Source organism: Lactobacillus panisapium, assembly GCF_019469265.1.
GTDB classification, from domain to species: Bacteria; Bacillota; Bacilli; order Lactobacillales; family Lactobacillaceae; genus Lactobacillus; species Lactobacillus panisapium.
Map to the genome: position 1 here is coordinate 417,501 of NZ_CP048268.1, position 21,188 is coordinate 438,688.

The 21,188-nt window shown below is 38.4% G+C and carries 21 protein-coding genes, 2 tRNA genes and 2 rRNA genes (1 of these 25 only partly in view); 19 read left to right on the forward strand and 6 right to left on the reverse strand.

The window, feature by feature from the left end:
* The 7 genes from GYM71_RS01965 to GYM71_RS01995 form a co-directional block, all read left to right on the forward strand.
* Positions 1–1,910 (forward strand): 23S ribosomal RNA (locus GYM71_RS01965); it begins 998 nt to the left of the window's first position.
* A 76-nt stretch (positions 1,911–1,986) separates the two neighbouring features.
* A 5S ribosomal RNA gene (gene rrf, locus GYM71_RS01970) occupies positions 1,987–2,103 on the forward strand.
* Positions 2,104–2,114: 11 nt separating this feature from the next.
* A tRNA-Asn gene (locus GYM71_RS01975) sits at positions 2,115–2,187 on the forward strand.
* Positions 2,188–2,357: 170 nt separating this feature from the next.
* A complete protein-coding gene (locus tag GYM71_RS01980) occupies positions 2,358–3,362 on the forward strand; it encodes a mannose/fructose/sorbose PTS transporter subunit IIA (protein ID WP_220220723.1) in 1,005 nt (334 codons plus the stop codon).
* A gap of 17 nt (positions 3,363–3,379) precedes the next feature.
* Positions 3,380–4,186, forward strand: coding sequence for a PTS mannose/fructose/sorbose transporter subunit IIC (locus GYM71_RS01985; protein WP_220220724.1), 807 nt, complete (start codon positions 3,380–3,382; stop codon positions 4,184–4,186).
* Between the two features lie 27 nt (positions 4,187–4,213).
* Complete coding sequence (locus tag GYM71_RS01990) at positions 4,214–5,128, forward strand: PTS system mannose/fructose/sorbose family transporter subunit IID (RefSeq protein WP_220220725.1); 915 nt, start codon at positions 4,214–4,216, stop codon at positions 5,126–5,128.
* A gap of 6 nt (positions 5,129–5,134) precedes the next feature.
* Positions 5,135–5,497 (forward strand): DUF956 family protein, encoded by a 363-nt coding sequence (locus tag GYM71_RS01995; RefSeq protein ID WP_103753121.1) that lies wholly within the window; start codon positions 5,135–5,137, stop codon positions 5,495–5,497.
* Between the two features lie 46 nt (positions 5,498–5,543).
* On the opposite strand, the gene GYM71_RS02000 is transcribed toward GYM71_RS01995, so the two are convergent.
* The gene (locus GYM71_RS02000) at positions 5,544–6,230 is read right to left on the reverse strand and encodes a B3/B4 domain-containing protein (protein ID WP_220220726.1); all 687 of its coding nucleotides are present in this window, start codon (positions 6,228–6,230) and stop codon (positions 5,544–5,546) included.
* A gap of 159 nt (positions 6,231–6,389) precedes the next feature.
* Positions 6,390–7,757, reverse strand: a complete 1,368-nt coding sequence (locus GYM71_RS02005) for an amino acid permease (protein WP_220220727.1) — start codon at positions 7,755–7,757, stop codon at positions 6,390–6,392.
* A gap of 191 nt (positions 7,758–7,948) precedes the next feature.
* On the opposite strand from GYM71_RS02005, the gene GYM71_RS02010 reads away from it, so the two are divergent.
* Positions 7,949–8,491 carry a GNAT family N-acetyltransferase gene (locus tag GYM71_RS02010; RefSeq protein ID WP_220220728.1) on the forward strand — a complete coding sequence of 181 codons (543 nt, stop codon included), beginning with the start codon at positions 7,949–7,951 and terminating at the stop codon, positions 8,489–8,491.
* Between the two features lie 55 nt (positions 8,492–8,546).
* Here the strand turns inward: GYM71_RS02010 and galE are convergent, their stop codons facing one another.
* Complete coding sequence (gene galE, locus GYM71_RS02015; RefSeq protein ID WP_220220729.1) at positions 8,547–9,539, reverse strand: UDP-glucose 4-epimerase GalE; 993 nt, start codon at positions 9,537–9,539, stop codon at positions 8,547–8,549.
* A gap of 146 nt (positions 9,540–9,685) precedes the next feature.
* Here galE and GYM71_RS02020 point away from each other — a divergent pair, with 146 nt between their 5' ends.
* The 3 genes from GYM71_RS02020 (at position 9,686) to GYM71_RS02030 (ending at position 11,288) form a co-directional block, all read left to right on the forward strand.
* Entirely contained in the window at positions 9,686–10,444 is a 759-nt protein-coding gene (locus GYM71_RS02020; protein WP_220220730.1) for an NADPH-dependent oxidoreductase, read from the forward strand.
* A gap of 120 nt (positions 10,445–10,564) precedes the next feature.
* A tRNA-Thr gene (locus GYM71_RS02025) sits at positions 10,565–10,637 on the forward strand.
* 345 nt (positions 10,638–10,982) lie between these two features.
* Positions 10,983–11,288 (forward strand): hypothetical protein, encoded by a 306-nt coding sequence (locus GYM71_RS02030; RefSeq protein WP_220220731.1) that lies wholly within the window; start codon positions 10,983–10,985, stop codon positions 11,286–11,288.
* Positions 11,289–11,461: 173 nt separating this feature from the next.
* On the opposite strand, the gene GYM71_RS02035 is transcribed toward GYM71_RS02030, so the two are convergent.
* Positions 11,462–12,226 carry a MerR family transcriptional regulator gene (locus GYM71_RS02035; RefSeq protein ID WP_220220732.1) on the reverse strand — a complete coding sequence of 255 codons (765 nt, stop codon included), beginning with the start codon at positions 12,224–12,226 and terminating at the stop codon, positions 11,462–11,464.
* Positions 12,227–12,426: 200 nt separating this feature from the next.
* A complete protein-coding gene (locus GYM71_RS02040; protein WP_220220733.1) occupies positions 12,427–12,651 on the reverse strand; it encodes a hypothetical protein in 225 nt (74 codons plus the stop codon).
* 201 nt (positions 12,652–12,852) lie between these two features.
* On the opposite strand from GYM71_RS02040, the gene rhaB reads away from it, so the two are divergent.
* The 8 genes from rhaB to GYM71_RS02080 all read left to right on the forward strand — a co-directional run bounded on the left by rhaB (position 12,853) and on the right by GYM71_RS02080 (position 20,034).
* Positions 12,853–14,325, forward strand: coding sequence for a rhamnulokinase (rhaB, locus tag GYM71_RS02045; protein WP_220220734.1), 1,473 nt, complete (start codon positions 12,853–12,855; stop codon positions 14,323–14,325).
* Positions 14,322–14,648: an L-rhamnose mutarotase gene (gene rhaM / locus GYM71_RS02050; RefSeq protein ID WP_220220735.1), complete on the forward strand. Its 327-nt coding sequence runs from the start codon at positions 14,322–14,324 to the stop codon at positions 14,646–14,648. Before rhaB ends, rhaM begins: the two co-directional genes overlap by 4 nt.
* A gap of 15 nt (positions 14,649–14,663) precedes the next feature.
* Entirely contained in the window at positions 14,664–15,932 is a 1,269-nt protein-coding gene (locus GYM71_RS02055) for an L-rhamnose isomerase (protein ID WP_220220736.1), read from the forward strand.
* 30 nt (positions 15,933–15,962) lie between these two features.
* Positions 15,963–16,784 carry a rhamnulose-1-phosphate aldolase gene (gene rhaD / locus GYM71_RS02060; protein ID WP_220220737.1) on the forward strand — a complete coding sequence of 274 codons (822 nt, stop codon included), beginning with the start codon at positions 15,963–15,965 and terminating at the stop codon, positions 16,782–16,784.
* A gap of 526 nt (positions 16,785–17,310) precedes the next feature.
* Complete coding sequence (locus GYM71_RS02065; RefSeq protein ID WP_220220738.1) at positions 17,311–18,171, forward strand: DNA/RNA non-specific endonuclease; 861 nt, start codon at positions 17,311–17,313, stop codon at positions 18,169–18,171.
* A 277-nt stretch (positions 18,172–18,448) separates the two neighbouring features.
* Entirely contained in the window at positions 18,449–18,718 is a 270-nt protein-coding gene (locus tag GYM71_RS02070) for a hypothetical protein (protein ID WP_220220739.1), read from the forward strand.
* A 130-nt stretch (positions 18,719–18,848) separates the two neighbouring features.
* Positions 18,849–19,595, forward strand: coding sequence for a DUF6994 family protein (locus GYM71_RS02075; protein WP_220220740.1), 747 nt, complete (start codon positions 18,849–18,851; stop codon positions 19,593–19,595).
* Positions 19,596–19,728: 133 nt separating this feature from the next.
* Positions 19,729–20,034, forward strand: a complete 306-nt coding sequence (locus GYM71_RS02080) for a hypothetical protein (protein WP_220220741.1) — start codon at positions 19,729–19,731, stop codon at positions 20,032–20,034.
* 113 nt (positions 20,035–20,147) lie between these two features.
* On the opposite strand, the gene GYM71_RS02085 is transcribed toward GYM71_RS02080, so the two are convergent.
* Complete coding sequence (locus GYM71_RS02085; protein ID WP_220220742.1) at positions 20,148–21,188, reverse strand: AraC family transcriptional regulator; 1,041 nt, start codon at positions 21,186–21,188, stop codon at positions 20,148–20,150.

A 21,188-nucleotide genomic window follows, 5' to 3' on the forward strand; every position in this document is an offset into this window, starting at 1 on the left:
TCCGTAGTCGAAAGGGAAACAGCCCAGATCACCAGTTAAGGTCCCAAAATCTATGCTAAGTGGAAAAGGATGTGGAGTTGCGTAGACAACTAGGATGTTGGCTTAGAAGCAGCCATCATTAAAAGAGTGCGTAATAGCTCACTAGTCGAGTGACGCTGCGCCGAAAATTTACCGGGGCTAAGCATAGTACCGAAACTGTGGATGCGTAGTAATACGCGTGGTAGGAGAGCGTTCTAAGAGCGGAGAAGCTTAATCGAGAGGATAAGTGGAGCGCTTAGAAGTGAGAATGCCGGTATGAGTAGCGCAAGATAGGTGAGAATCCTATCCGCCGAAAGACTAAGGTTTCCTGGGGCAGGCTCGTCCGCCCAGGGTAAGTCGGGACCTAAGGCGAGGCCGAAAGGCGTAGTCGATGGACAACAGGTAGAAATTCCTGTACTGCGTTAGATCGTTAATAGCGAAGGAGGGACGCAGGAGGCAAAGAACGCATGGTGCTGGACATCCATGTTTAAGCAATAAGTGTAAGAGTGAGTCAAATGCTTGCTTTTAAAAAGCACAAGTTGTGAAGAGGAGCGAAAATAAAGTAGCGAAGGTTCAAGAGTCACACTGCCAAGAAAAGCTTCTAGCAAGAGCTAACGTACCCGTACCGCAAACCGACACAGGTAGTCGAGTGGAGAACACTAAGGTGAGCGAGAGAACTCTCGTTAAGGAACTCGGCAAAATAGCCCCGTAACTTCGGGAGAAGGGGTGCTGGTGTAAAAGCCAGCCGCAGTGAATAGGCCCAAACAACTGTTTATCAAAAACACAGGTCTCTGCAAAGTCGAAAGACGACGTATAGGGGCTGACACCTGCCCGGTGCTGGAAGGTTAAGGAGAGCTGTAAGCGTAAGCGAAGCAGCGAACTGAAGCCCCAGTAAACGGCGGCCGTAACTATAACGGTCCTAAGGTAGCGAAATTCCTTGTCGGGTAAGTTCCGACCTGCACGAAAGGTGTAATGATTTGGGCACTGTCTCAACGAGAGACTCGGTGAAATTATAATACCCGTGAAGATGCGGGTTACCCGCGACAGGACGGAAAGACCCCATGGAGCTTTACTGCAATTTGATATTGGGCAGCTGTTAAACATGTACAGGATAGGTAGGAGCCAGAGAAGATAGTACGCCAGTATTATCAGAGGCAATGTTGGGATACTACCCTTGTTTGATGGCTGCTCTAACCAGGGCCTCTAAGCGAGGCATGGGACAGTGTCAGACGGGCAGTTTGACTGGGGCGGTCGCCTCCTAAAGAGTAACGGAGGCGCCCAAAGGTTCCCTCAGAATGGTTGGAAATCATTCACAGAGTGTAAAGGTATAAGGGAGCTTGACTGCGAGAGCGACAACTCGAGCAGGGACGAAAGTCGGGCTTAGTGATCTGGTGGTACCGCATGGAAGGGCCATCACTCAACGGATAAAAGCTACCCTGGGGATAACAGGCTTATCTCCCCCAAGAGTTCACATCGACGGGGAGGTTTGGCACCTCGATGTCGGCTCGTCGCATCCTGGGGCTGAAGTAGGTCCCAAGGGTTGGGCTGTTCGCCCATTAAAGCGGCACGCGAGCTGGGTTCAGAACGTCGTGAGACAGTTCGGTCCCTATCCGTCGTGGGCGCAGGAAATTTGAGAGGAGCTGTCCTTAGTACGAGAGGACCGGGATGGACATACCGCTGGTGTACCAGTTGTCTTGCCAAAGGCATAGCTGGGTAGCTAAGTATGGACGGGATAAGCGCTGAAAGCATCTAAGTGCGAAGCCCCCCTCAAGATGAGATTTCCCATACGAAAGTAGTAAGACACCTCAAAGACTAAGAGGTAGATAGGCTAGGAGTGGAAGAGCCGTGAGGCTTGGAGCGGACTAGTACTAATCAGTCGAGGACTTGACCACAGGCTCAAGCAATCTGGTGAGGTTTTTTTAGAGGATTATATTTAGTTTTGAGTGTAAGAACTCAAGCAAAGAAAAGTACGGTGGCAATAGCAAGAAGGAAACACCTGTAACCATGCCGAACACAGCAGTTAAGCTTCTTCACGCCGAGAGTAGTTGGTGGGAGACTGCCTGCGAGGGTAGGAAGCTGCCGTGCTTTTTTAATATTCCGGCTTAGCTCAGTTGGTAGAGCGCTTGACTGTTAATCAAGATGTCGTCAGTTCGAGTCTGACAGCCGGAGCAAGTAAGAAAGAGGACTAATGATAGTCCTCTTTTTTTGTGCGGTTTTTTGATTCACTTATGATTAAAAGATTAGTCTTATTATATTAGAAAATTGTTAGGTGGCGTGACTTGAACGCACTTTCAATGTACAATAATGAAGGATACGTTTTATCTAAAGGAGGAAATCTCATGGTAGGAATTGTATTAGCCAGCCATGGTGGTTTTGCCGATGGCATTGCGCAGTCAGCGCAAATGTTATTTGGTGAACAAAGCAATTTTGCTCATGTAATTTTGACACCCGATGAGGGGCCAGATGATATTAAGGGCAAAATGGACAAGGCGATTGCTTCATTTGATGATCAAGCTGAAGTATTGCTACTAGTTGATCTATGGGGCGGTACACCGTTTAATCAGGCAAATGGCTTGCTTGAAAATCATCCCAACTGGGCTGTTGTAGCTGGTATGAATTTACCGATGGTTGTTGAAGCTTTAACGCAAAGAATGACTAATCCTGATGCTACAGCTCATGAAATTGCGACTGCAATTGTTGAACCAGCAAAAGATGGTATTAAAACAAAGCCAGCTGAATTAATGCCGAAGTCAGAGAGTAAGGTAGTTTCTGAAGCTCAGGAAACTGGCAAAAAGAAGACTATTCCGGAAGGAACAGTTGTTGGTGATGGACACATTAAGTTTGTTTTAGCTCGAATTGATTCACGTCTATTACATGGTCAGGTTGCGACTGGTTGGATTCCAACGATGCACCCTGATCGGGTAATAGTTGTGTCTGACAGTGTTGCTAAAGACGAAATGCGTAAAAGCATGATTCGTGAAGCCGCACCTGCTGGTGTTAAGGCTCACACTGTACCAATTAAAAAGATGATTGAGATTGCTAAAGACCCACGCTTTGGCAATACTCATGCGCTGCTTTTATTTGAAAACCCTGAAGATGTTTTAACTGTTATTAAAGCAGGGGTTGATATTAAAACGGTTAATGTCGGTTCTATGTCTTACTCAGTTGGTGATGTTAATGCTAACAATGTTTTATCAATGAACCAAGAAGATGTAGACACTTTCCACGAACTTGCTAAATTAGGAGTTAAGTTTGACGTACGGAAAGTGCCAACTGACAAAGAGGGCAATATGGACGCTATTTTAAATAAGGCCCAGAGTTTGCTTGACGAGCAAAAGAAATAAGGAAGTAGGAGCAAAAAATGAATGCTATTCAAATGATTTTAGTTGTTCTAGTTGCCTTTCTTGCAGGTATGGAAGGTATCTTAGATCAATGGGAATTCCACCAACCCCTTGTTGCATGTACGTTGATTGGTTTAGTTACTGGTCACTTGGACTTGGGTGTTATTTTAGGTGGTCAATTACAAATGATAGCCTTAGGTTGGGCTAATATCGGTGCTGCTGTAGCTCCAGATGCTGCTTTGGCATCAGTTGCTTCAGCAATTATCCTGGTTGAGAGTGGACAAGGAACTAAAGGAATCGGTATGGCTACAGGTATTGCTATGCCATTAGCTGTTGCCGGACTATTTTTAACCATGATCGTTCGGACCATTTCAACTGCTATTGTGCACATCATGGATGCCGAAGCTAAAAAGGGCAACTGGCGCAAGATTAATATGTGGCAATGGATCGATGTCTGCTTACAGGGGCTGCGAATTGCTATTCCGGCAGCACTCTTGTTAGCAATCCCAGCTTCAACGGTTAAGTATTGGCTAGGACTAATGCCAACATGGTTGAGTGAAGGTATGTCTCTTGGTGGTGCCATGGTCGTAGCCGTTGGTTATGCAATGGTTATTAACATGATGGCTAGTCGTGAAGTATGGCCATTCTTCGCAATCGGTTTTGCGTTGGCAGCAATCAAGGACTTAACTTTAATTGCCTTAGGTGCAATCGGTCTTGCTATGGCTCTGATGTACCTTGCTCTTGAATCAAAGGGTGGCAATGGCAAATCTAGTTCAGATGATGAAGGTACCGGCGATCCGCTCGGCGATATCATTGATGACTATTAAAGTGATATTTAAGAGGAGGATTTTATTATGGCTGATCAAAAAATCAAATTAACTAAAGCCGACCGCTTCAATGTTATGTGGCACTCACAATTCTTGCAGGCTTCATGGAACTACGAAAGAATGCAAAACGGTGGGTTCGCATACTCACTTATTCCGGCACTAAGAAAATTATATCCAAATAAAGATGATATGGCTGCTGCGCTTCAGCGTCACTTAGTATTCTTCAACGTCCACCCATACCTTGTTTCACCTATTTTAGGTGTTACTTTGGCTTTGGAAGAGGACAAGGCAAATGGAGCTAAAGTTGAAGATGAAGCAATTCAAGGTGTTAAGGTCGGAATGATGGGACCACTAGCTGGTGTTGGTGACCCAGTTTTCTGGTATACTGTGCGGCCAATTTTAGGTGCCCTCGGTGCATCGATGGCTATCCAAGGTAACATCTTAGGCCCAATTCTATTCTTTGTTTTATGGAATGTAATCAGAATTGCCTTTATGTGGTACACCCAAGAATTTGGCTATAAAGCCGGTTCAGCAATTACTAATGATATGTCTGGTGGTCTTTTACAAAAGGTAACCCGTGGAGCGTCCATGATGGGGATGTTTGTTTTAGGATCATTAATTGAGCGTTGGGTAAACATCAAGTTTACGCCGATTGTTTCGAAAACACCGGTCCAAAAGGGTGGTTATATTGATTGGAACTCGCTTCCTGCTGGTGCCAAGGGAATTCAACAAGCTCTGCTAGGACAAGCAAATGGTTTATCCTTGACTAAGTTTAAGGTAACTACCTTGCAAAATAACTTGGATATGTTAATTCCAGGTTTAGCTGGTTTACTGCTAACATTCCTTTGCATGTGGCTTTTGAAGAAGAAAGTTTCACCAATTGTAATTATTATTGCTATCTTTATTGTTGGTGTATTATTACACGTTTTACATGTTATTTAGGATAAAATGGTTGAATCACAAAATACTAAAGTCGATTTAACAGCTGAAGCCACTTGGTTTCGTGCAGTTGCTGTATATGGCAAAGCGATGGTGGGCGATAAGGCGTTTGAATTTTACAATGAACGTAATTTATCTGATTATGTTCAGATACCGTGGAATGAAGTGACTTATGTTGTAGCTGATGTTCATTTTAAAGGACGCTATATACCACGTTTTGAAATCAGAACGCGGACTAGCGGAACATTTATTTTTACAACTAAGAACAATAAAAAAACGCTGCGAGCAATTCGCAAATATGTCCCCGCTGACCATATGCGACAAGCGCTGAGTCTGTGGCAGAATCTCAAAAGAAGATTTTTAAGTAAATAAACAAAAAGAAGTTTTAAGTATGAATTACTTAAAGCTTCTTTTTTTACTATTTTGTAAATTCTTGAATAGTACCTTTAACACCTAACTTAGTGGCAATTTTTTCTTGAAGTGCATTAATGGCAGTATTAGTTCTATCCTTTTGCTCCTCATTTACTGCTTCCATGATTAAGATTGCGCTAGTTGTGTCTTCAGTCAACATGGTCCTTTCACCATCACGCCAATTAAGTGAACGACACACCGCACCAGTTTGATCATAATAAATGATTTCATCAGTCCGAGGCGGTTCATTTTTAGTAGCACCGATAGGATAAAATTCTTCATTACCGCTGGCAAGACCTAAATGCATGGTTCCAGCAATTTTAGCAAGATCTTCGCCACCGCAAGGAACGCCATATTCCAGTGAAACGCTGTTGTAGAGATCAACCAGTGGATTAATTGGGGTAAATGTTCTGCCCTGGGCTACGCGTTTGAGTAATGCTTCAATAGATGCACGAGCGCCCTTTTTCTTTTTAAATTGACTAAAAGCTTCCCGCCATTGGACAATTACAGGATTAGCTTTAAAGTCAGGTTCAGTTAAATATACTTGTGCTTTTTCTTCGGCTTGATTCAATATTTGTTGATAGCTTGAAACATCGCTTGGGATGTGATTATCAATACCATTGACAACTAGCGTGAAAATTTTAGCTTCAGGAAAGATTTCCCAAAACTTTTGATCAACGACGAATGTTTCCATAATAGTTCCTCCTAAAAAAAGAGCACCTAGCAAACTCTACTAAGACCTAAAGAGTTCACTAAGTGCTATCGCCCGGTGGTGATTAAATATTTTAATTAACCTAAATTTTATTATAAAAATAATGGTAATTCAAGTTTCCCCTAAGGTTATTTTGCCCAGTTAGGCTGCTTCTTTGCGCCAGAATTTGGCAAGACTAAACAAAATAATGAATGTTAATAGGGCGGCAATCATTGAGATACGGTTGCTTGGGAGAATTAATAACAGAATAATCATGATAATGAAAAATGCTAAGGTTGCATAATCCCAGAATGGAAAGCCCGGCATTTTAAAATCTGTTAATTCAGCAGAATTAGTCTTTTTGCGGTAAGAGATATGGGTTAAAAGCATCAAGCACCAAATAATAAGAAACATACTTGTAGAGGTTGATGAAATAAAATTAAAAGCCTCTTTACCGATAAGAATAATAACAAAGGGGGCAAGTTCCATTAATCCTGCTGATAAAAGCAGCGCATTTTGGGGTAGTTGCCGCCTTAAATGACCAAAAGTTTGATTCCATTTTCCCTTGCCATTAAAAGTGACGGAAAACAGTAAACGCCCTGCGCTATACAAAATACTATTAGTTGAAGAGACGGCTGCGGAAATAACAACGAAGTTAATAATTGAACCAGCGTTGCGAATACCCGTAGCTGCGAGTGTTTGCACAAAAGGACTTGAATTGGTTGATACTTTATTCCATGGGATAACGATTAAAATAGCAATAATGGCCAAAACATAGAATAAAATAATTCGCATTGGCACCTCATTGATTGCCTTTTTAATCGTTACCTTAGGGTTCTGTGCCTCGGCTGCAGTTAAGCCAACAAGTTCAACGCCGACAAAGCTGAAGATAACCATCTGGAAACCAGCGAAAAAGCCGTTGCTTCCCTGGGCAAAAAAGCCACCATTGGTCGTTAAATTAGCTAGGGTGACAGGGCCAAAACTGGTTTTGCCCCCAGTTAATAACAAATAACCGACTAAAATGACGAAAGCAATCACAGTTACGATTTTAATAATGGCAAAACTAAACTCGAGGTTGCCGAAAAGGCGCGCTGACAGCAAATTGATGCAAAGCAAAACCGCGATCGTAACAAGTCCTGGCACCCATGTAGGCAGATGGGGAAACCAGTATTGAAAATAAATTCCAAGTGCCGTCATTTCGGCCATTCCTAATGTGACCCAGCTAATCCAATAAAGATAGCCTGAGATGAAGCCGATATTTTTGCCAAGATATTTTTTAATAAAGTCAATATAAGTATGTTTGGATAAGTCTGAAACGATTAATTCACCCAAAGCACGCATTAATAAAAATAAGAAAATACCAACAATAATGTAAATCAAAATAACGCTTGGACCAGCTCGGCGGATACTGTTGCCAACTCCTAGGAAAAGCCCGGTCCCAATGGTTCCACCCAGCGCAATCAGCTGAATGTGGGCATTGGTTAGAGTTCGTTCATAACCCGAGCCTTTTTTTTCATCTTCATCGTTCATCAAATCACTCCAAATTCTATTTCTTTTTTTATATTACAATATTCGATTATAGCATTAGTATGAGAAGTTTGACTGCTAAAAGCTGAAAAAATTCTAAAATTTAATTTGTTTATTGCTAGTAAAAATGGCCGAATGCCTTGTTATTGTAGTATGATAAACTATATTAAATTATAATTAAGGAGGAATGCTGGATGTTTACTTGCTGTGAATTTGAGATTAATGGTTACGAAGTTAAATTGGCGTTACCTGAAGTAAAGTATGCGGACAAGCTCTATGACATAATTGCTCATGATCGCGCTGAGCTAGCACATTTTTTACCTTGGGCGGGAAAAATGTCAGCGGTTGAAGATGAGGTCGATTTTATTAAGGGCATGCGAAATGATTTCGCGCAATACCGTAAGTTGCCGCTAGTCATCTTGGTCAATGAACAGCCAGCCGGGATGGTCGATTTACATACTATTAAGTGGAAGAATGAAAGTGCCGAAATTGGTTACTGGTTGTCTCAAGCTTATCAAAAAAAGGGTATCATGACTGAAGCAGTCAGGCGACTAGTTGCTTTTTCTTTTAACGAACTCGGATTACATCAAGTCAAGCTTCTAGCGGACCACAACAACCTTGCCAGTAGAGCAATTGCTGAAAGACTAAATTTTACGCATGTTGCGCTTTTAAAGGATGAAGTTAAGTATCATGGTAAGTTTTGCGATATGGATTTATACACCATGATTAAGCAATAAGATGGCAAATAAAAAATTCACGACCAAACTAAATTTAGTTGATCAGTGAATTTTTTTATTTATCTTCATAACCGTTTGGATGCTTTTGGTGCCATTGCCATGCGCTTGCAATCGTATCTTCAGCTGTTTCATGCTTAGGTTGCCAGTGTAAAACGGTTCTTGCCTTAGTTGAGTCAGCGACTAGGCTATCAGGATCGCCAGAACGCCTTGGTCCCATTGTGTAAGGGATGTCGATACCAGTAACTTGGCGTGCTGCTTGTAAAATCTCTAAATTGGAGTACCCGTGAGCGGTTCCGATATTAAATACATCAGATTGCTTGTTTTTAATTAAGTACTTTAAGGCCAAGATATGCGCATCGATTAGGTCATTAACCTCAACGTAATCACGGATATTAGTGCCATCTTTAGTATCATAGTCATTGCCAAAGATAGTGAACTTCCCGTCACCAGAAATGGCGCTGCGCAGAATATTAGGTACCAGATGGGTTTCAGGGTGATGATCCTCGCCAATTTCGCCGTTATTACCAGCACCAGCAACATTAAAGTAACGTAAAGCAATTGATTTGATGCCATCAGCCTGATCAGCCCAATGAATGATTTTTTCCATCATTACTTTAGTGTCGCCATATGGATTGATTGGGTTTAGGGGTGATTCTTCAGTAATCGGCAACTTTTCCGGAATACCATAAGTGGCTGCACTTGAAGAGAAAATCAGATACTTAACATTGGCATCATTCATTGCCTCAAGCAGGGCAATCATTCCCGCAACATTATTATCATAGTATTTGAGGGGCTTTTTCACTGATTCAGGGACTAAAGAGTAAGCGGCAAAGTGCATTACTGCGTCAATTTTTTCATTACGTAAAATTTGGCTAACTAAGAACTTATCTTCAATATCGCCTTGATAAAATTTGGCTTGAGGGTCAACTGCTTTTCTATGTCCGGTATATAAAGCATCAAGAACGACTACTTCATAGCCTTGTTTAACCAATTCACTGACTGCCACAGAGCCAATATAGCCAGCACCACCAATAACTAATATGCGCATAATTACCTCCATTGAATATATGTAGTTAACTTGATTTTAGCATAGAATAGGAGCGAATTTCAGTTTTTTCTAAATGAGTTAATTGACAGCAAAAAAATTTTGCAATAGACTTACTTTTAGTAAGATGAATAGAAAGAAGTAGGCAAATGATTCATAATTCAACAATTAATAAGCAAATTAATCATCGCTCGATCCGAAAATTTAAGGATAAAAGTTTAGATTCTGAGCAATTAACAACTTTGTACACAGTTTTTCAACACACGGCAACTAGTATGTTTATGCAAAACGCTAGTTTACTGCATATTACTGATCAAGCTAAGCGGGAAAAGATTAGGGAACTTTGTGGTCAAAAATATGTTGGTGCTGAAGGTGATTTGTTTATTTTTATTGTTGACCTTTACCGAAACCAGCAAATTCGTCAACAGCTGAATAAGGACGATGGCCGCGTTCATACGACGGATATTTTTTTCCAGGCAATGGAAGATACGCTGCTGGCTTGGCAAAATGTTGCTAATGCGGTTGAAAGCATGGAATTGGGTTATGTTCCGCTGGGGACAATTAATGATCATCCTCTTGAAATGCTTGCTGAACTTGACTTGCCGCCATTAACTTTTCCAGTCTTAGGGATGCAGGTCGGTATTCCAGATCAAGAACCGCAGTTAAAACCGCGTTTGCCTCTAGAATTTACTACTTTTGAAAACGAATATCCCCGGGACTTTAAAGTGGACAAATTGCGCGACTATGATCAAGTTGTCACCACTTATTATGATTTGCGTGATTCCAACAAACGAATTGATTCGTTTACCAAGCAAATCACCGGTGCAAAATTAGATAATAAAACGACTGACCGGGACCAACTGCCGGAACTGCTTCATCAACAGGGCTTATGCCTAGATTGGAAGTAGGCAATTAAACCTATTGCTTGTATGCAGCAATAGGTTTTTTCTCTGGCAATATTAAAGAAAGTCTGACATTTAATTGCACGTTTTTTTTAGTTTTGGTATAATTTGAATGTTGCCAAAATTGCTGATTTAGCTCAGTTGGTAGAGCGTTTCCCTCGTAAAGAAAAGGTCGCCAGTTCGATTCTGGCAATCAGCATTTAGAAGAATTATTCAAATTAATTAACCTTGATTTATCGACGTTTTACGCAGGTAAGTCAAGGTTAATTTTTGTTTGTAAAAGATAATAAAGAACACAAACGGAACACGCAAAATAGCGTGTTCCGTGAAAAATTATTGGATAGAAATAAAAGCTGGTATATCAAGGGTATTAGTAACTTTTTTGTGTGCAGAATGTGCACTTAACTATACTTTGTTAGCAAAGTTAAAGATCAGCAAAGAAGTTTAGAATATAATGTAAGTGTTTACACAAATCAGGGAAAGTGTTACTGTAACTACATAAAAGTTATTTCGTTAGAGTTAACAAGCTAGATAGGGGGCTTGAATGATGAAATGGCCAATTAAACCAGTTACAGTAGAGCAAAAATTACCTGCACTGTTTAATAAGAGGGGGCATTTTGCTAATTCAACATACTTGATTTCGTTGAAAAACGGTTTAACACTGGATGTAAGTAAATATCCTGAATTAAAAAAGTTGGGATATTGGATCGTACCTGGAGATTACACCAATTTGCGTGTCTGGTCACCAAAGGCTCAGCCCGAATTAGCGGATAAGTTTTGTGAAATAACTGGACTAAAACAGTCGGATTTTGATATCGGATCAATTGCTGGTTTGTGGTATTTGTATTAAATAATTTGTAGATAATAAAGCTCATAATTAGAACTTCTAATTATGGGCTTTTTTGTTTTAAGAGAAGACTTAGTACAAAAAACACACGGCTTTAATCGCTATGTGTCAGATAACTTCTTAATAGTTTAGTTTTTTTACTTTTTTCTCAATAACATTGACTAAGTGATAAAAAATTAAGCGTAATAGTCAATGATTGCTTTTAAAGTTTTGGCGGCGTCTTTTTTACCAGTGCCTTCTTCGTAATATCGCCTGAATCGCGCATCGCCTACATACATATTTGCCAGCCCCTTATGGGCTTTTGATGAGTATTGCCCCGTTGGCCACATGGCTAACAAATATTTTTGATGAAGATTAAAAAGATGCTGAGCAGCTGCTTTCGTAACATCCAGGTTCCCAACTAAAGGCCTTAACTCTATTAGTATTTGCTTCTTAATATCTTCTACATGATTGAAATCTTTTTCTGAAAATGAACAGAATTTTTCTTTACTAGCATCGATTGTTTCATCACCATAATTAGAGCGAATTTCTTTGCCGTACTTCTTTTCATTGTCAACAATTGCTTGAGCCTTAAGCGCTGTGAATTTTTCTACATCGTTCATTTGAGTTTTTCCTTTCATTACTTCAAGTGTTTTGTCTAAGGAAATAATCAGATCGCTCAACCGCTTTTGTTCATTAACAAGCTTTTGCCGCTGACTTTGCAGAGTCACGAGTTGCTGTTTTTGTGAGCTTACCATTACTTGTTTAATTTGTGCTAACGGTAAATCAAACAATTTTAAGAACATTATCTTTTGTAGTTGATCAACTTCTTTTTCTTCATAATAACGATAATTGTTTTCTGGATCTCTTCGCGCTTTTAAAAGACCACACTTATCATAGTAACGTAATGTTCTGGTAGAAATACCTGCCAACTTGGCTAAGTCGTTTATTGAATATGACATGATTAAATCCCTCACTTGCAAACAAAGTATAATCTTTGACGTTACGTCAAGGTCAAGAAAAAGCAAACTAATTTAATGCACATTAAAATGGCGCTAATAATAGGGTTTTACTGCATTTTCGGTTACTTAAAGTCTATTAGATATTTCCCGCAATAGTAAGGGTAACAGTAAAAAAGCCATTTTTTTACAAAATAGCTTAACTAAAATAATTGCAAGATTTTTTGCTGAGCCTCACGGCCTTCTTTTATCCAAGTCTTAATCTTATCATTGTCGACGCGATAAACCGGGGCACTAATACTAAATGCTCCAAAAATATGATCGTTTTTTACCAAAGAAAAGCCAATACAATAGACGCTGTCCTGATTTTTAATTAGGGTAGAGAGCCAGCTAACTTTTTCTGTTACCTCAGAAAACATGTAATTCATTATTCATTTCTAACTACATATCTCGTTAACTATCCACTTTTTCTTGAATAGTGAATTTGGTTATTTGATTTTCAGATTAAGCAAAAATAGTGCAAAATTACCAATCAATATGATACAGATTGCATTCTGATATGTCATTGTAAGCGCTGTCAAAGACGCGTATAAATATATTTGTAAGGTTTGAAAGCGTGGTGATAGTAATTGGCAAAGACTTATGTAGCAGTTGACATCGGAGCTTCAAGCGGTCGACTGATGTTGAGTCAACTAACTGATGGCAAAATGTCACTTAAAGAAATGCATCGGTTTAAGAATGGTTTTACCCTAAAAAATGGCCATGATCGGTGGGATATTGATCATATTATTAAAGAGATTTTGTTAGGACTACAAAAAATAAAGAAAGCAGGCTATAACGAAATTTCTCTTGGAATAGATACCTGGGCGGTTGATTATGTTCTTGTCGGAAACGACGGACGTAAGCTGGAAGATCCTATTAGTTATCGTGATAAGCGCACCACGAATGCAATTAAGGACTTAACCGCTAAAGTCTCAAAAGAACGGATTTATCAAAAAACGGGCATCCAATTTTTAAACTTCAATACACTCTATCAGTTATTCGAAGAAAACAAGGAGTTACTTTCTAAGACCGATAAAATCATGATGATTCCTGATTATATTGGTTTTGTGTTAACAAATAAGGCTGTCCTAGAAGTAACCAATGCATCAACTACTCAAATGTTGAGCTTAAGGGAAGGGTTGTTCGATCAAAATTTACTCAAAGAAGTAAATGTTAAACAGGAACAATTTCCGAAATTAGTTGATGCCGGTACACCGTTAGGTAAGCTAGATCGAAGTAAATTTTCCGATTATGATTTACCGGATACTGATGTGATTACGGTAGCAACCCATGATACAGCTTCGGCTGTAGTTGGTGCCCCCGGAATGGGACAACATTGGGCTTACCTTTCTTCGGGTACTTGGTCATTATTAGGGGCAGAACTTAATGTCCCTGAAAATGGTCCAGAGGCATTTAAAGAAAATTACACCAATGAGTGGGGCGCATATGGTACTTACCGGTTCCTGAAAAATATTATGGGATTGTGGATGGTTCAGTGCGTTAAGCGTGAATTGGATGACCAATATTCTTTTAGTGAACTCGCAGAGATGGCCAGCAAAGTTAAGCCATTTGAACAATTTATCAATATTAATGATGAGCGGTTTGTCAATCCTAAGAATATGATTGCGGAGATTCAAGCATATTGTCGTGAAACTGGTCAAAAAATTCCTAATACCCCTGGCGCAATTGTCATGGCAATCTATTCTAATCTAGCTTTGTTTTATGCTCATGAAATTGAAAAACTAAATCAGATACTTGGTTATCAGATTGATACGCTAAATATTGTTGGTGGTGGTTCAAATGTTAGTTTGCTTAATCAGCTAACGAGTACAGTTGCTGGTATTGCCGTTTATGCTGGTCCAAGTGAAGCCACGGCAATTGGCAACTTAGTTGTTCAAATGATTACTAGAAGTGATATTTTGAATGTTTATTTGGCCCGCAGAATTATTAGCGCTTCGTTTGCCATTAAAAAGTATGAACCCGAAAAGGGGAAATACGAGGGCATACTTGCCGATTATGTGAACTTTTTACATACAGCTAAAAGAGGTGAGGTGATATGACAGTGAGATTAGGACAAATAATGCATGTTAATCCGAATTATTTTTCTGAATATGAAAAGCGGCACCGAAGTCTTCCAACTAAGTTCCCCCAAATGAAGAAGGCCTTGAAGGAAGCAGGTGCTCATAATTACTCAATTTACTTGGATAAAAGAACCGGAACATTATTTGCTTATTTAGAGGTAGATGATGTTGCCAAGTACCGGGAAATTGCACAGACTCCGGGATGTAAAGAATGGTGGCATTACATGGCAAAATTAATGGATGTCAATCCGGATGAAAGTCCCGTTACGATAGATTTAGATGAAGTTTTCCATATGGATTAATTAAAGGAGAAAATTATGGTTAGCGATAAAGAAGTAGAATCAGCGTATAAAGTTGCTAAGGAACGTTATGCTGAAGTTGGCGTTGATACAGAAGAAGTTTTAAAGAAGCTGCAGAACATCAGAGTTTCTCTTCCTTGTTGGCAAGGTGATGATATTCATGGTTTCTTAACTCCAGATGAAGCACTGTCAGGTGGTATCGGGGTTTCGGGCAATTACCCAGGTATTGCTAAGACACCAGAAGAATTGACGAAGGACTTGGAGGAAGCATTTAAATTGATTCCTGCCAAGCAAAGATTGCAATTGCACCAAATTTACGCCGTTACAAATGGTAAGAAGAAAGATGTTTCCGAAGTTGGTCCTAAAGACTTTAAGTTCTGGGTTGACTGGGCAAAGGAAAATGGCATTTACTTAGACTTTAACCCAACATTTTTCTCAAGTCCTAAAGTTAAAGAAAATATGACTTTGGCTAGTCCAGAAAAAGGCGTTCGTGATTACTGGATTCAGGTTGGAAAAAATGCTCGTGCTATTTCTAATTATTTTGGTGAAGAGCAAGGTGCTCAATCTGTTGATAACTTCTGGATTATGGATGGAATGAAGGATGAGCCAATCAGCAGATTGGATCCTCGTGAACGTCTAATTGAATCTTTGGATGAAATCAACAAAGAAAAATATGATGAAAAGAACACAATAGAATCATATGAAGGTAAGCTGTTTGGTACGGGTGTTGAAAGCTATACTGTTGGTTCACACTTCTTCTATGACAACTACGCTTTGACTAGAAATAAGTTCTGGTGCATGGACATTGGACACTTCCACGAAGCTGAAGATCCATCAGATTACCTATCAGCATTCTTGGCATTTGGCAAAGGCATGTTCTTACACATTACACGTCCAGTTCACTGGGATAGTGACCATGTTCCAACATTGGAAGACAGGACGATTAGAATGATGTCAGCTTTGATAAGAGATAATTTATTGTCAAAGACTGTTATTGGCCTTGATTTCTTTGATGCATCAATTAATCGTGTAGCTGCTTGGGTAATTGGTACTCGTGCAACGCAAAAAGCCCTGCTTCTTGGTTTGTTAGCACCAATTGATAAATTGAAAGAGGTAGAAAACCAATATGACTTTACTCTTCGTTTTGCTGAAACTGAAGAATTGAAATCATTCCCATTTGGTGCAGTCTGGGATGAATTCTGCTTAAGAAATAATGTTCCTGTTGGCATGGATTGGTATAAAGAACTGAAGGATTACGAAAAGAACGTTCAGTTTAAGAGAAATTAATTAAGAAGTTATTCCCCTGGAGATTAAATAATGGCTAAATTTATTGATTCAACTTTTGTTAGAGATATGTGCAACATTACTCGTCAGAGTTATGATAATGGCTGGGATGAGCGTAATGGTGGCAATATGAGCATTCGGATTAAACCTGAAGAGCTCACTGATTATGATGATATTAAAACAGTTAAAAGAACGTTTGACCTTGGCTTTGACGCCAGCGCATTGGCTGGACAATACTTTTTAGTTACGGGTACTGGCAGGTATTTTAGAAATGTTTTCCAAAATACTGAGCAAGACTTAGGCTTAGTTAAAATTAGTGCTGATGGTAAAAAGGGTGAAATTGTTTGGGGCTACACTGATGGTGCTATGCCTACAAGTGAATTTCCAACCCACTTGATGAACCATATTGCTCGGTTAAAGCTTGATTCAAACCAAAGGGTAGTAATGCACTGTCATGTTACCAACTTAATTGCCATGTCGTTTACTCAACCGCTTAATGAAAAATACTTTAGTAAGATTATCTGGAAAATGCAAGCTGAATCAATGCCTGTTTTACCCGAAGGACTAGGAATTATCCCCTATGAAACACCTGGGACTACAATTATTGGCGAGCATACTGCTGCTAAAGTTGCAGATGGCTTTAGAGTCGTTATGTGGCCTCACCATGGTATGTTTGCCGTGGGTGATACTCCAGATGAATGCTTTGGCTTAATCGAAACGGTTGAAAAAGCTGCTACTATTTTTACTGCTATTCAAGCACAAGGAGGAAATAGATTAGATGAAATTACCGATAAGCAATTAGTCGAAATTGCAAAGTACTTCCATGTATCCCCGAGAAAAGGATTTTTAGATTAACTAATTTCACATAAAAACCACCTAAATGGTGCTAAACAAAAAGTCGAAGTTGCTGCTTCGGCTTTTTTATTTGTCATTGTTATTTTTAAAACTTTTTTATCTAAAAAATTGCCCTAAAAAACATGATCATAGTCTAGATTTGTATAATAATAGAATATGCTTATAGTACAACATATAGTATTGCTAATACACTTGGCTATGCTATATTTATTATAGTAAGAATATTATGAAGGCCGTGATTGCAATGTGTTAATAACTTTTTCAGGTATAACTTGTATATTAAAAAGTGCTAAATTTACAGTAATATTAGCTGATTAATAATCATAATAAGCTTATTGCGAAAATTGCAATTGATTAGAAAAATATTTTTGTGCAATAAGCAGTAACAGCAATTATGTATTATTATAATATATTATATAGTATTAGCACTACTGCAACAATATCTGAGCAACATTTAAATTTATATAATGTGCCATAAAGCCAGGCAAATCAACTGGAAAGAATTAATAAAAGAGGTTTATACCCAATGAAACTAAGAAAAGTAATAGTTACATTCTTAATCGCAACTGGCCTATTGACGGGCTATGAAGTTACCAATAACAATGCCACAACAGCAGTTTCAGCTCAAACGGAACAGCTTACGCAGACAAGTGAGTTGCATCTTGCTCCGAGTGCGGCGCAAGCCGAATTTATGAAACCTTGGGCTTACCAAGAAGAGCGGCAATTAAGCTTAATGGATTTAGACAGCTTAGGTCGAGGACAAGGCAGCCACATTCAAGTTAAAAAGTCACAATTGCCAACTGAGCCGCGTGCCCCGCGACTAACAGTTAATCCAAGTGGTTGGCATAACTATAAAATAGAAACGACCAAAAATGGTAAGCCATATACTGCTTGGGCATTTAATCGGGGACACTTGGTTGGTTACCAGTTTTCTGGTTTAAATAATGAATTGCGCAACTTAATAACTGAAACGGCATACCTCAACCAGGGTTCAACAACTGGAATGGATGATGATAATCCTAAGGCAATGCTCTATTACGAGAATCGTTTACGCCAATGGATTAATGACCATCCGCAAAGCAAGTTAGACTATGCCGTAATTCCGCTCTATAATCAAAATGAATTAGTAGCGCGGCAAGTTTTACTTAGTTTTGTTGGGGTGACTCCGGCCAATCGGCAAACTAAAATAAAAATGCCAGTAAAAGGCTTGACCATGAAAGGAAAAGTCACTCAGGTAATCTTAAATAATGATTCACCGCTACTTGATATTAATTACTTAACTGGTGAAGCAACAGTTCTTAATAGTAAGAAATATCTCCGTCAAAAAGCAATTCAGGAAGAAGAATTGCGGCGCGCTGAAAATTCAACAGACAATTCCGACAATTAAAAATAAAATTGAATTTAACCCTTTCAGGCATTAAAAAGCTTGGAAGGGTTTTATAGTACAAAGTATCATTTTTCTGTTAAAAGTTTTGGTTAATTATTTTTGTTGTTTCAATTAAAATCGTATAGAAAATATGCTATAATGAAATCGGTTACAAAAAAGTACAAAAAGCTATTAGTAAAGATTTTTAAGGTCACTTTGTTTTATAACAACCAGTTTATTTCTAAAATGGCTGTTTAGTTTATTAAATGTTACGGTTAAAAGCCAGAAAGGCCGAAAAATGTTATGGATTGTTTTAATTTTGCTTTCGTTGTTAGCCTTAATTGAGTGTCAAGAAAAAGATTATTTGAAATTAGTTAATAAATATTTATTGCCCGCTGCTTTAGTGATTATTGCTGGTCCCTTAATCGTACTCTATCTTACTAAGGTGCCAGATCTCAGTCTGATATTTTATATTGTTGGCATTATTCAGGCCGGGATGTTAGTTGGACTTTATTTCTTGATTGATAAATATGTTGTGTCACATAAAAAGGATAATGATGCTGTTTAGATTCGGTAATTCTTAATTTACGCTTTAAAACTTTAATAAGTTAGATTACTACAGAGCGTTGAAATTTTCGACGCTTTTTCTGTGACCTGCGAAACCCTATTGATATGCTAAATGATAATGGAAAATAAAAATGAAATTAAAAAAATATCTTCAATTTCCCCAATGTTCGCTCAATGAATTTTTAGCGTTACCTAAAAAAGAGACCCTTCTTTTTGATTTCTTAACACAGGGAGAAGAAGCTGACCGTACTAAGCTGACAAATGAAATTTATTGCCAAATTTTCCCGTGGTTTGATAAGCAAACCATGGCTGGAGACACCTTAATTACCTACCGCATTCCAATTAAACAGTTTTATGGGAAATATTATCGGTACTTAGAAAGAAAAAAGCAGCTGGAAATTTTGCAAACTATTGAAAAATTTACTCCACATGGGAAGCAACAAATTTTTGAGTTTGAAATGGTCGATAAAAAGGGCCAGCCTTATATGCAACTCTGTAATAATTATCATTTAGGTAATTTTGGTATTTTACCTAAACACAATGGTATTAACCCAAAAAGGGCAGTAGGGCCATATTTTGACTACTTCGATAGTTTTATTAAGGTTCTAGATGATTTTTATAATCAAAGCATGATAGCAGATGATCAATTAAAAAAAGCGATTTTTCAACAAAAAGACTATTTTGAAGTATTTGGAAGTTTTCGCAATTTTATTAGTGCTAATTACCTACAAACATTTATTGATGATAGTTATAATCAAAAGTTAGTTGCTAAAAATTTATCTGGTTGTTCCAGTTTTGAAGAATATGTTGCGGTAGCAACAAAGATAATTGGTCAACGCGGAAAACAGCTTTGGGCTGCCTTACAAAGGGCAAAATAAACTATCCAAAGCTATTTTTGCATAGTTTTCATTATGAAAAACGGCATATTGGGTTGTTTTTTATGGGGTTAAATGCATAATAGTTAATGGAAAAATGGTCTCTACTCACAACAAATTTTATATTCGGAGGTTTATGGAAAAAAATAAACAGACAGATTTAATTGTATTTTTAGCAGATAAGTCAAAAAGAGATGTCAGCTTTAAAATCAATTATCGAGCAGAGGCGATACTTAATCTAATAATCATTACCGTTTATTCTATAGAGGATTTTTGGACAATCATCAAATTGTGTGTGTGCTGGAACGCTCACTTTCGTTTTTCTAAAATTAATAGAATGGAAAAATTGCACAATCTTGAAATTAGAATTGAAATAAAGGATTATGATTGCGATTTGCTCTCTATGACAGACGATGATGATTTTAAAGAAGGCATAGAATAAAGCAGGTTGGCCTAATCGCCAATTTGCGCTTATAGCCTTAGGTTCTTTATATAGGAGCCGGTTTCAAAACTTTATTTGAAGTCGACTCTTTTTTTGTAGCTAAAATTCAGGTTTTATTCTTCAAAGTAAGGATTAAGCGAAATACCCTCATTTTCATCCAACTGTCGGGGTAATAAAATGCGTTTCCGGTATTCTTGTGGAGAAAGATGAAGATAACTTTTAAAAAGGCGAAATAATGAGGATGGATTATCGTAACCGACAAATGCAGTTATTTCATCAAGCGGCATTTTGGTAATCTGGATTAAGTTGCAAGCAATATTTAAGCGGCGCATTTGCAATAATTCTTTAAAGGTATGACCGGACGATTCTTTAATTTTGTTGCCGAGGTAGTTGGAATTATAGCCGAAATGATCTGCTAAGCTATTCAACGTGACAGTCTGATAATGGTTATTTAGGTATTCAATAATTTGCAAGTTTTTATCCTGTTTGACTTCGATAAAATTAATTACTTCCTTAACTATGTCACTATCTTCAACGCAAAGAATTAGCGCGCGCATCATCGCCTGAATTGGCTGAATATTTTTACCTTGTTGGTTAAGGCCCAGGGTAATAATATTTTCGATTAGTTGTTTTGCAACAAGATTATTATTCAAATCAAAGACTAAATAATTGTTGTGATTGAAGTTGTGTTTCGTGCTATTAGCAAGCAGTTTAACCATCGTGTTACATTCAAGGTCAATTTGATCTAGCAACAAACTTACTTCGTAATTATCACGAATCAAGATATTCACTAAGATATCTTTTTTCCGGGCATAATTAATTCTTTGCTGGACATTACGATCCATAATTAGAAGCTGTCCGGGATTAAGAATTATTTTTTTATCATCGATATACTGCATGCTCTGACCCGAAATACAATAATTTAATTCAATAAATTTGTGTTTATGAGCAGGAATATAAGAGAAGCGGTTGGACTCAGTGACTGCTATTCGTCCATAGTCAAAAAAGTTCCAGTAGGGCATGATTTGAATTGGGCCAGTTTCTGGAATTGACTCTAAAGTAACATCTTCAATATTTTGACCGTGATTATCAATCTGGCGCTGTTCTACGGGCGTAATTTGTAAAAGCTCTTGTTCTATTTCTGGACTAAGCAT

Excerpts from the sequence above, each read along its gene's own strand:
- GYM71_RS02040 (WP_220220733.1), bottom strand. The coding sequence starts at position 12,651 with ATGAATTACATGTTTTCTGAGGTAACAGAAAAAGTTAGCTGGCTCTCT.
- GYM71_RS02070 (WP_220220739.1), top strand. The coding sequence starts at position 18,449 with ATGTTATGGATTGTTTTAATTTTGCTTTCGTTGTTAGCCTTAATTGAG.
- GYM71_RS01995 (WP_103753121.1), top strand. The coding sequence starts at position 5,135 with ATGGTTGAATCACAAAATACTAAAGTCGATTTAACAGCTGAAGCCACT.
- GYM71_RS02020 (WP_220220730.1), top strand. The coding sequence starts at position 9,686 with ATGATTCATAATTCAACAATTAATAAGCAAATTAATCATCGCTCGATC.
- GYM71_RS01990 (WP_220220725.1), top strand. The coding sequence starts at position 4,214 with ATGGCTGATCAAAAAATCAAATTAACTAAAGCCGACCGCTTCAATGTT.
- rhaM (WP_220220735.1), top strand. The coding sequence starts at position 14,322 with ATGACAGTGAGATTAGGACAAATAATGCATGTTAATCCGAATTATTTT.
- GYM71_RS01980 (WP_220220723.1), top strand. The coding sequence starts at position 2,358 with ATGGTAGGAATTGTATTAGCCAGCCATGGTGGTTTTGCCGATGGCATT.
- GYM71_RS02035 (WP_220220732.1), bottom strand. The coding sequence starts at position 12,226 with ATGTCATATTCAATAAACGACTTAGCCAAGTTGGCAGGTATTTCTACC.
- GYM71_RS02080 (WP_220220741.1), top strand. The coding sequence starts at position 19,729 with ATGGAAAAAAATAAACAGACAGATTTAATTGTATTTTTAGCAGATAAG.
- GYM71_RS02000 (WP_220220726.1), bottom strand. The coding sequence starts at position 6,230 with ATGGAAACATTCGTCGTTGATCAAAAGTTTTGGGAAATCTTTCCTGAA.
- GYM71_RS02030 (WP_220220731.1), top strand. The coding sequence starts at position 10,983 with ATGATGAAATGGCCAATTAAACCAGTTACAGTAGAGCAAAAATTACCT.
- rhaD (WP_220220737.1), top strand. The coding sequence starts at position 15,963 with ATGGCTAAATTTATTGATTCAACTTTTGTTAGAGATATGTGCAACATT.
- GYM71_RS02005 (WP_220220727.1), bottom strand. The coding sequence starts at position 7,757 with ATGAACGATGAAGATGAAAAAAAAGGCTCGGGTTATGAACGAACTCTA.
- GYM71_RS01985 (WP_220220724.1), top strand. The coding sequence starts at position 3,380 with ATGAATGCTATTCAAATGATTTTAGTTGTTCTAGTTGCCTTTCTTGCA.
- GYM71_RS02085 (WP_220220742.1), bottom strand. The coding sequence starts at position 21,188 with ATGCTTAGTCCAGAAATAGAACAAGAGCTTTTACAAATTACGCCCGTA.
- GYM71_RS02055 (WP_220220736.1), top strand. The coding sequence starts at position 14,664 with ATGGTTAGCGATAAAGAAGTAGAATCAGCGTATAAAGTTGCTAAGGAA.
- GYM71_RS02065 (WP_220220738.1), top strand. The coding sequence starts at position 17,311 with ATGAAACTAAGAAAAGTAATAGTTACATTCTTAATCGCAACTGGCCTA.
- GYM71_RS02010 (WP_220220728.1), top strand. The coding sequence starts at position 7,949 with ATGTTTACTTGCTGTGAATTTGAGATTAATGGTTACGAAGTTAAATTG.
- GYM71_RS02075 (WP_220220740.1), top strand. The coding sequence starts at position 18,849 with ATGAAATTAAAAAAATATCTTCAATTTCCCCAATGTTCGCTCAATGAA.
- galE (WP_220220729.1), bottom strand. The coding sequence starts at position 9,539 with ATGCGCATATTAGTTATTGGTGGTGCTGGCTATATTGGCTCTGTGGCA.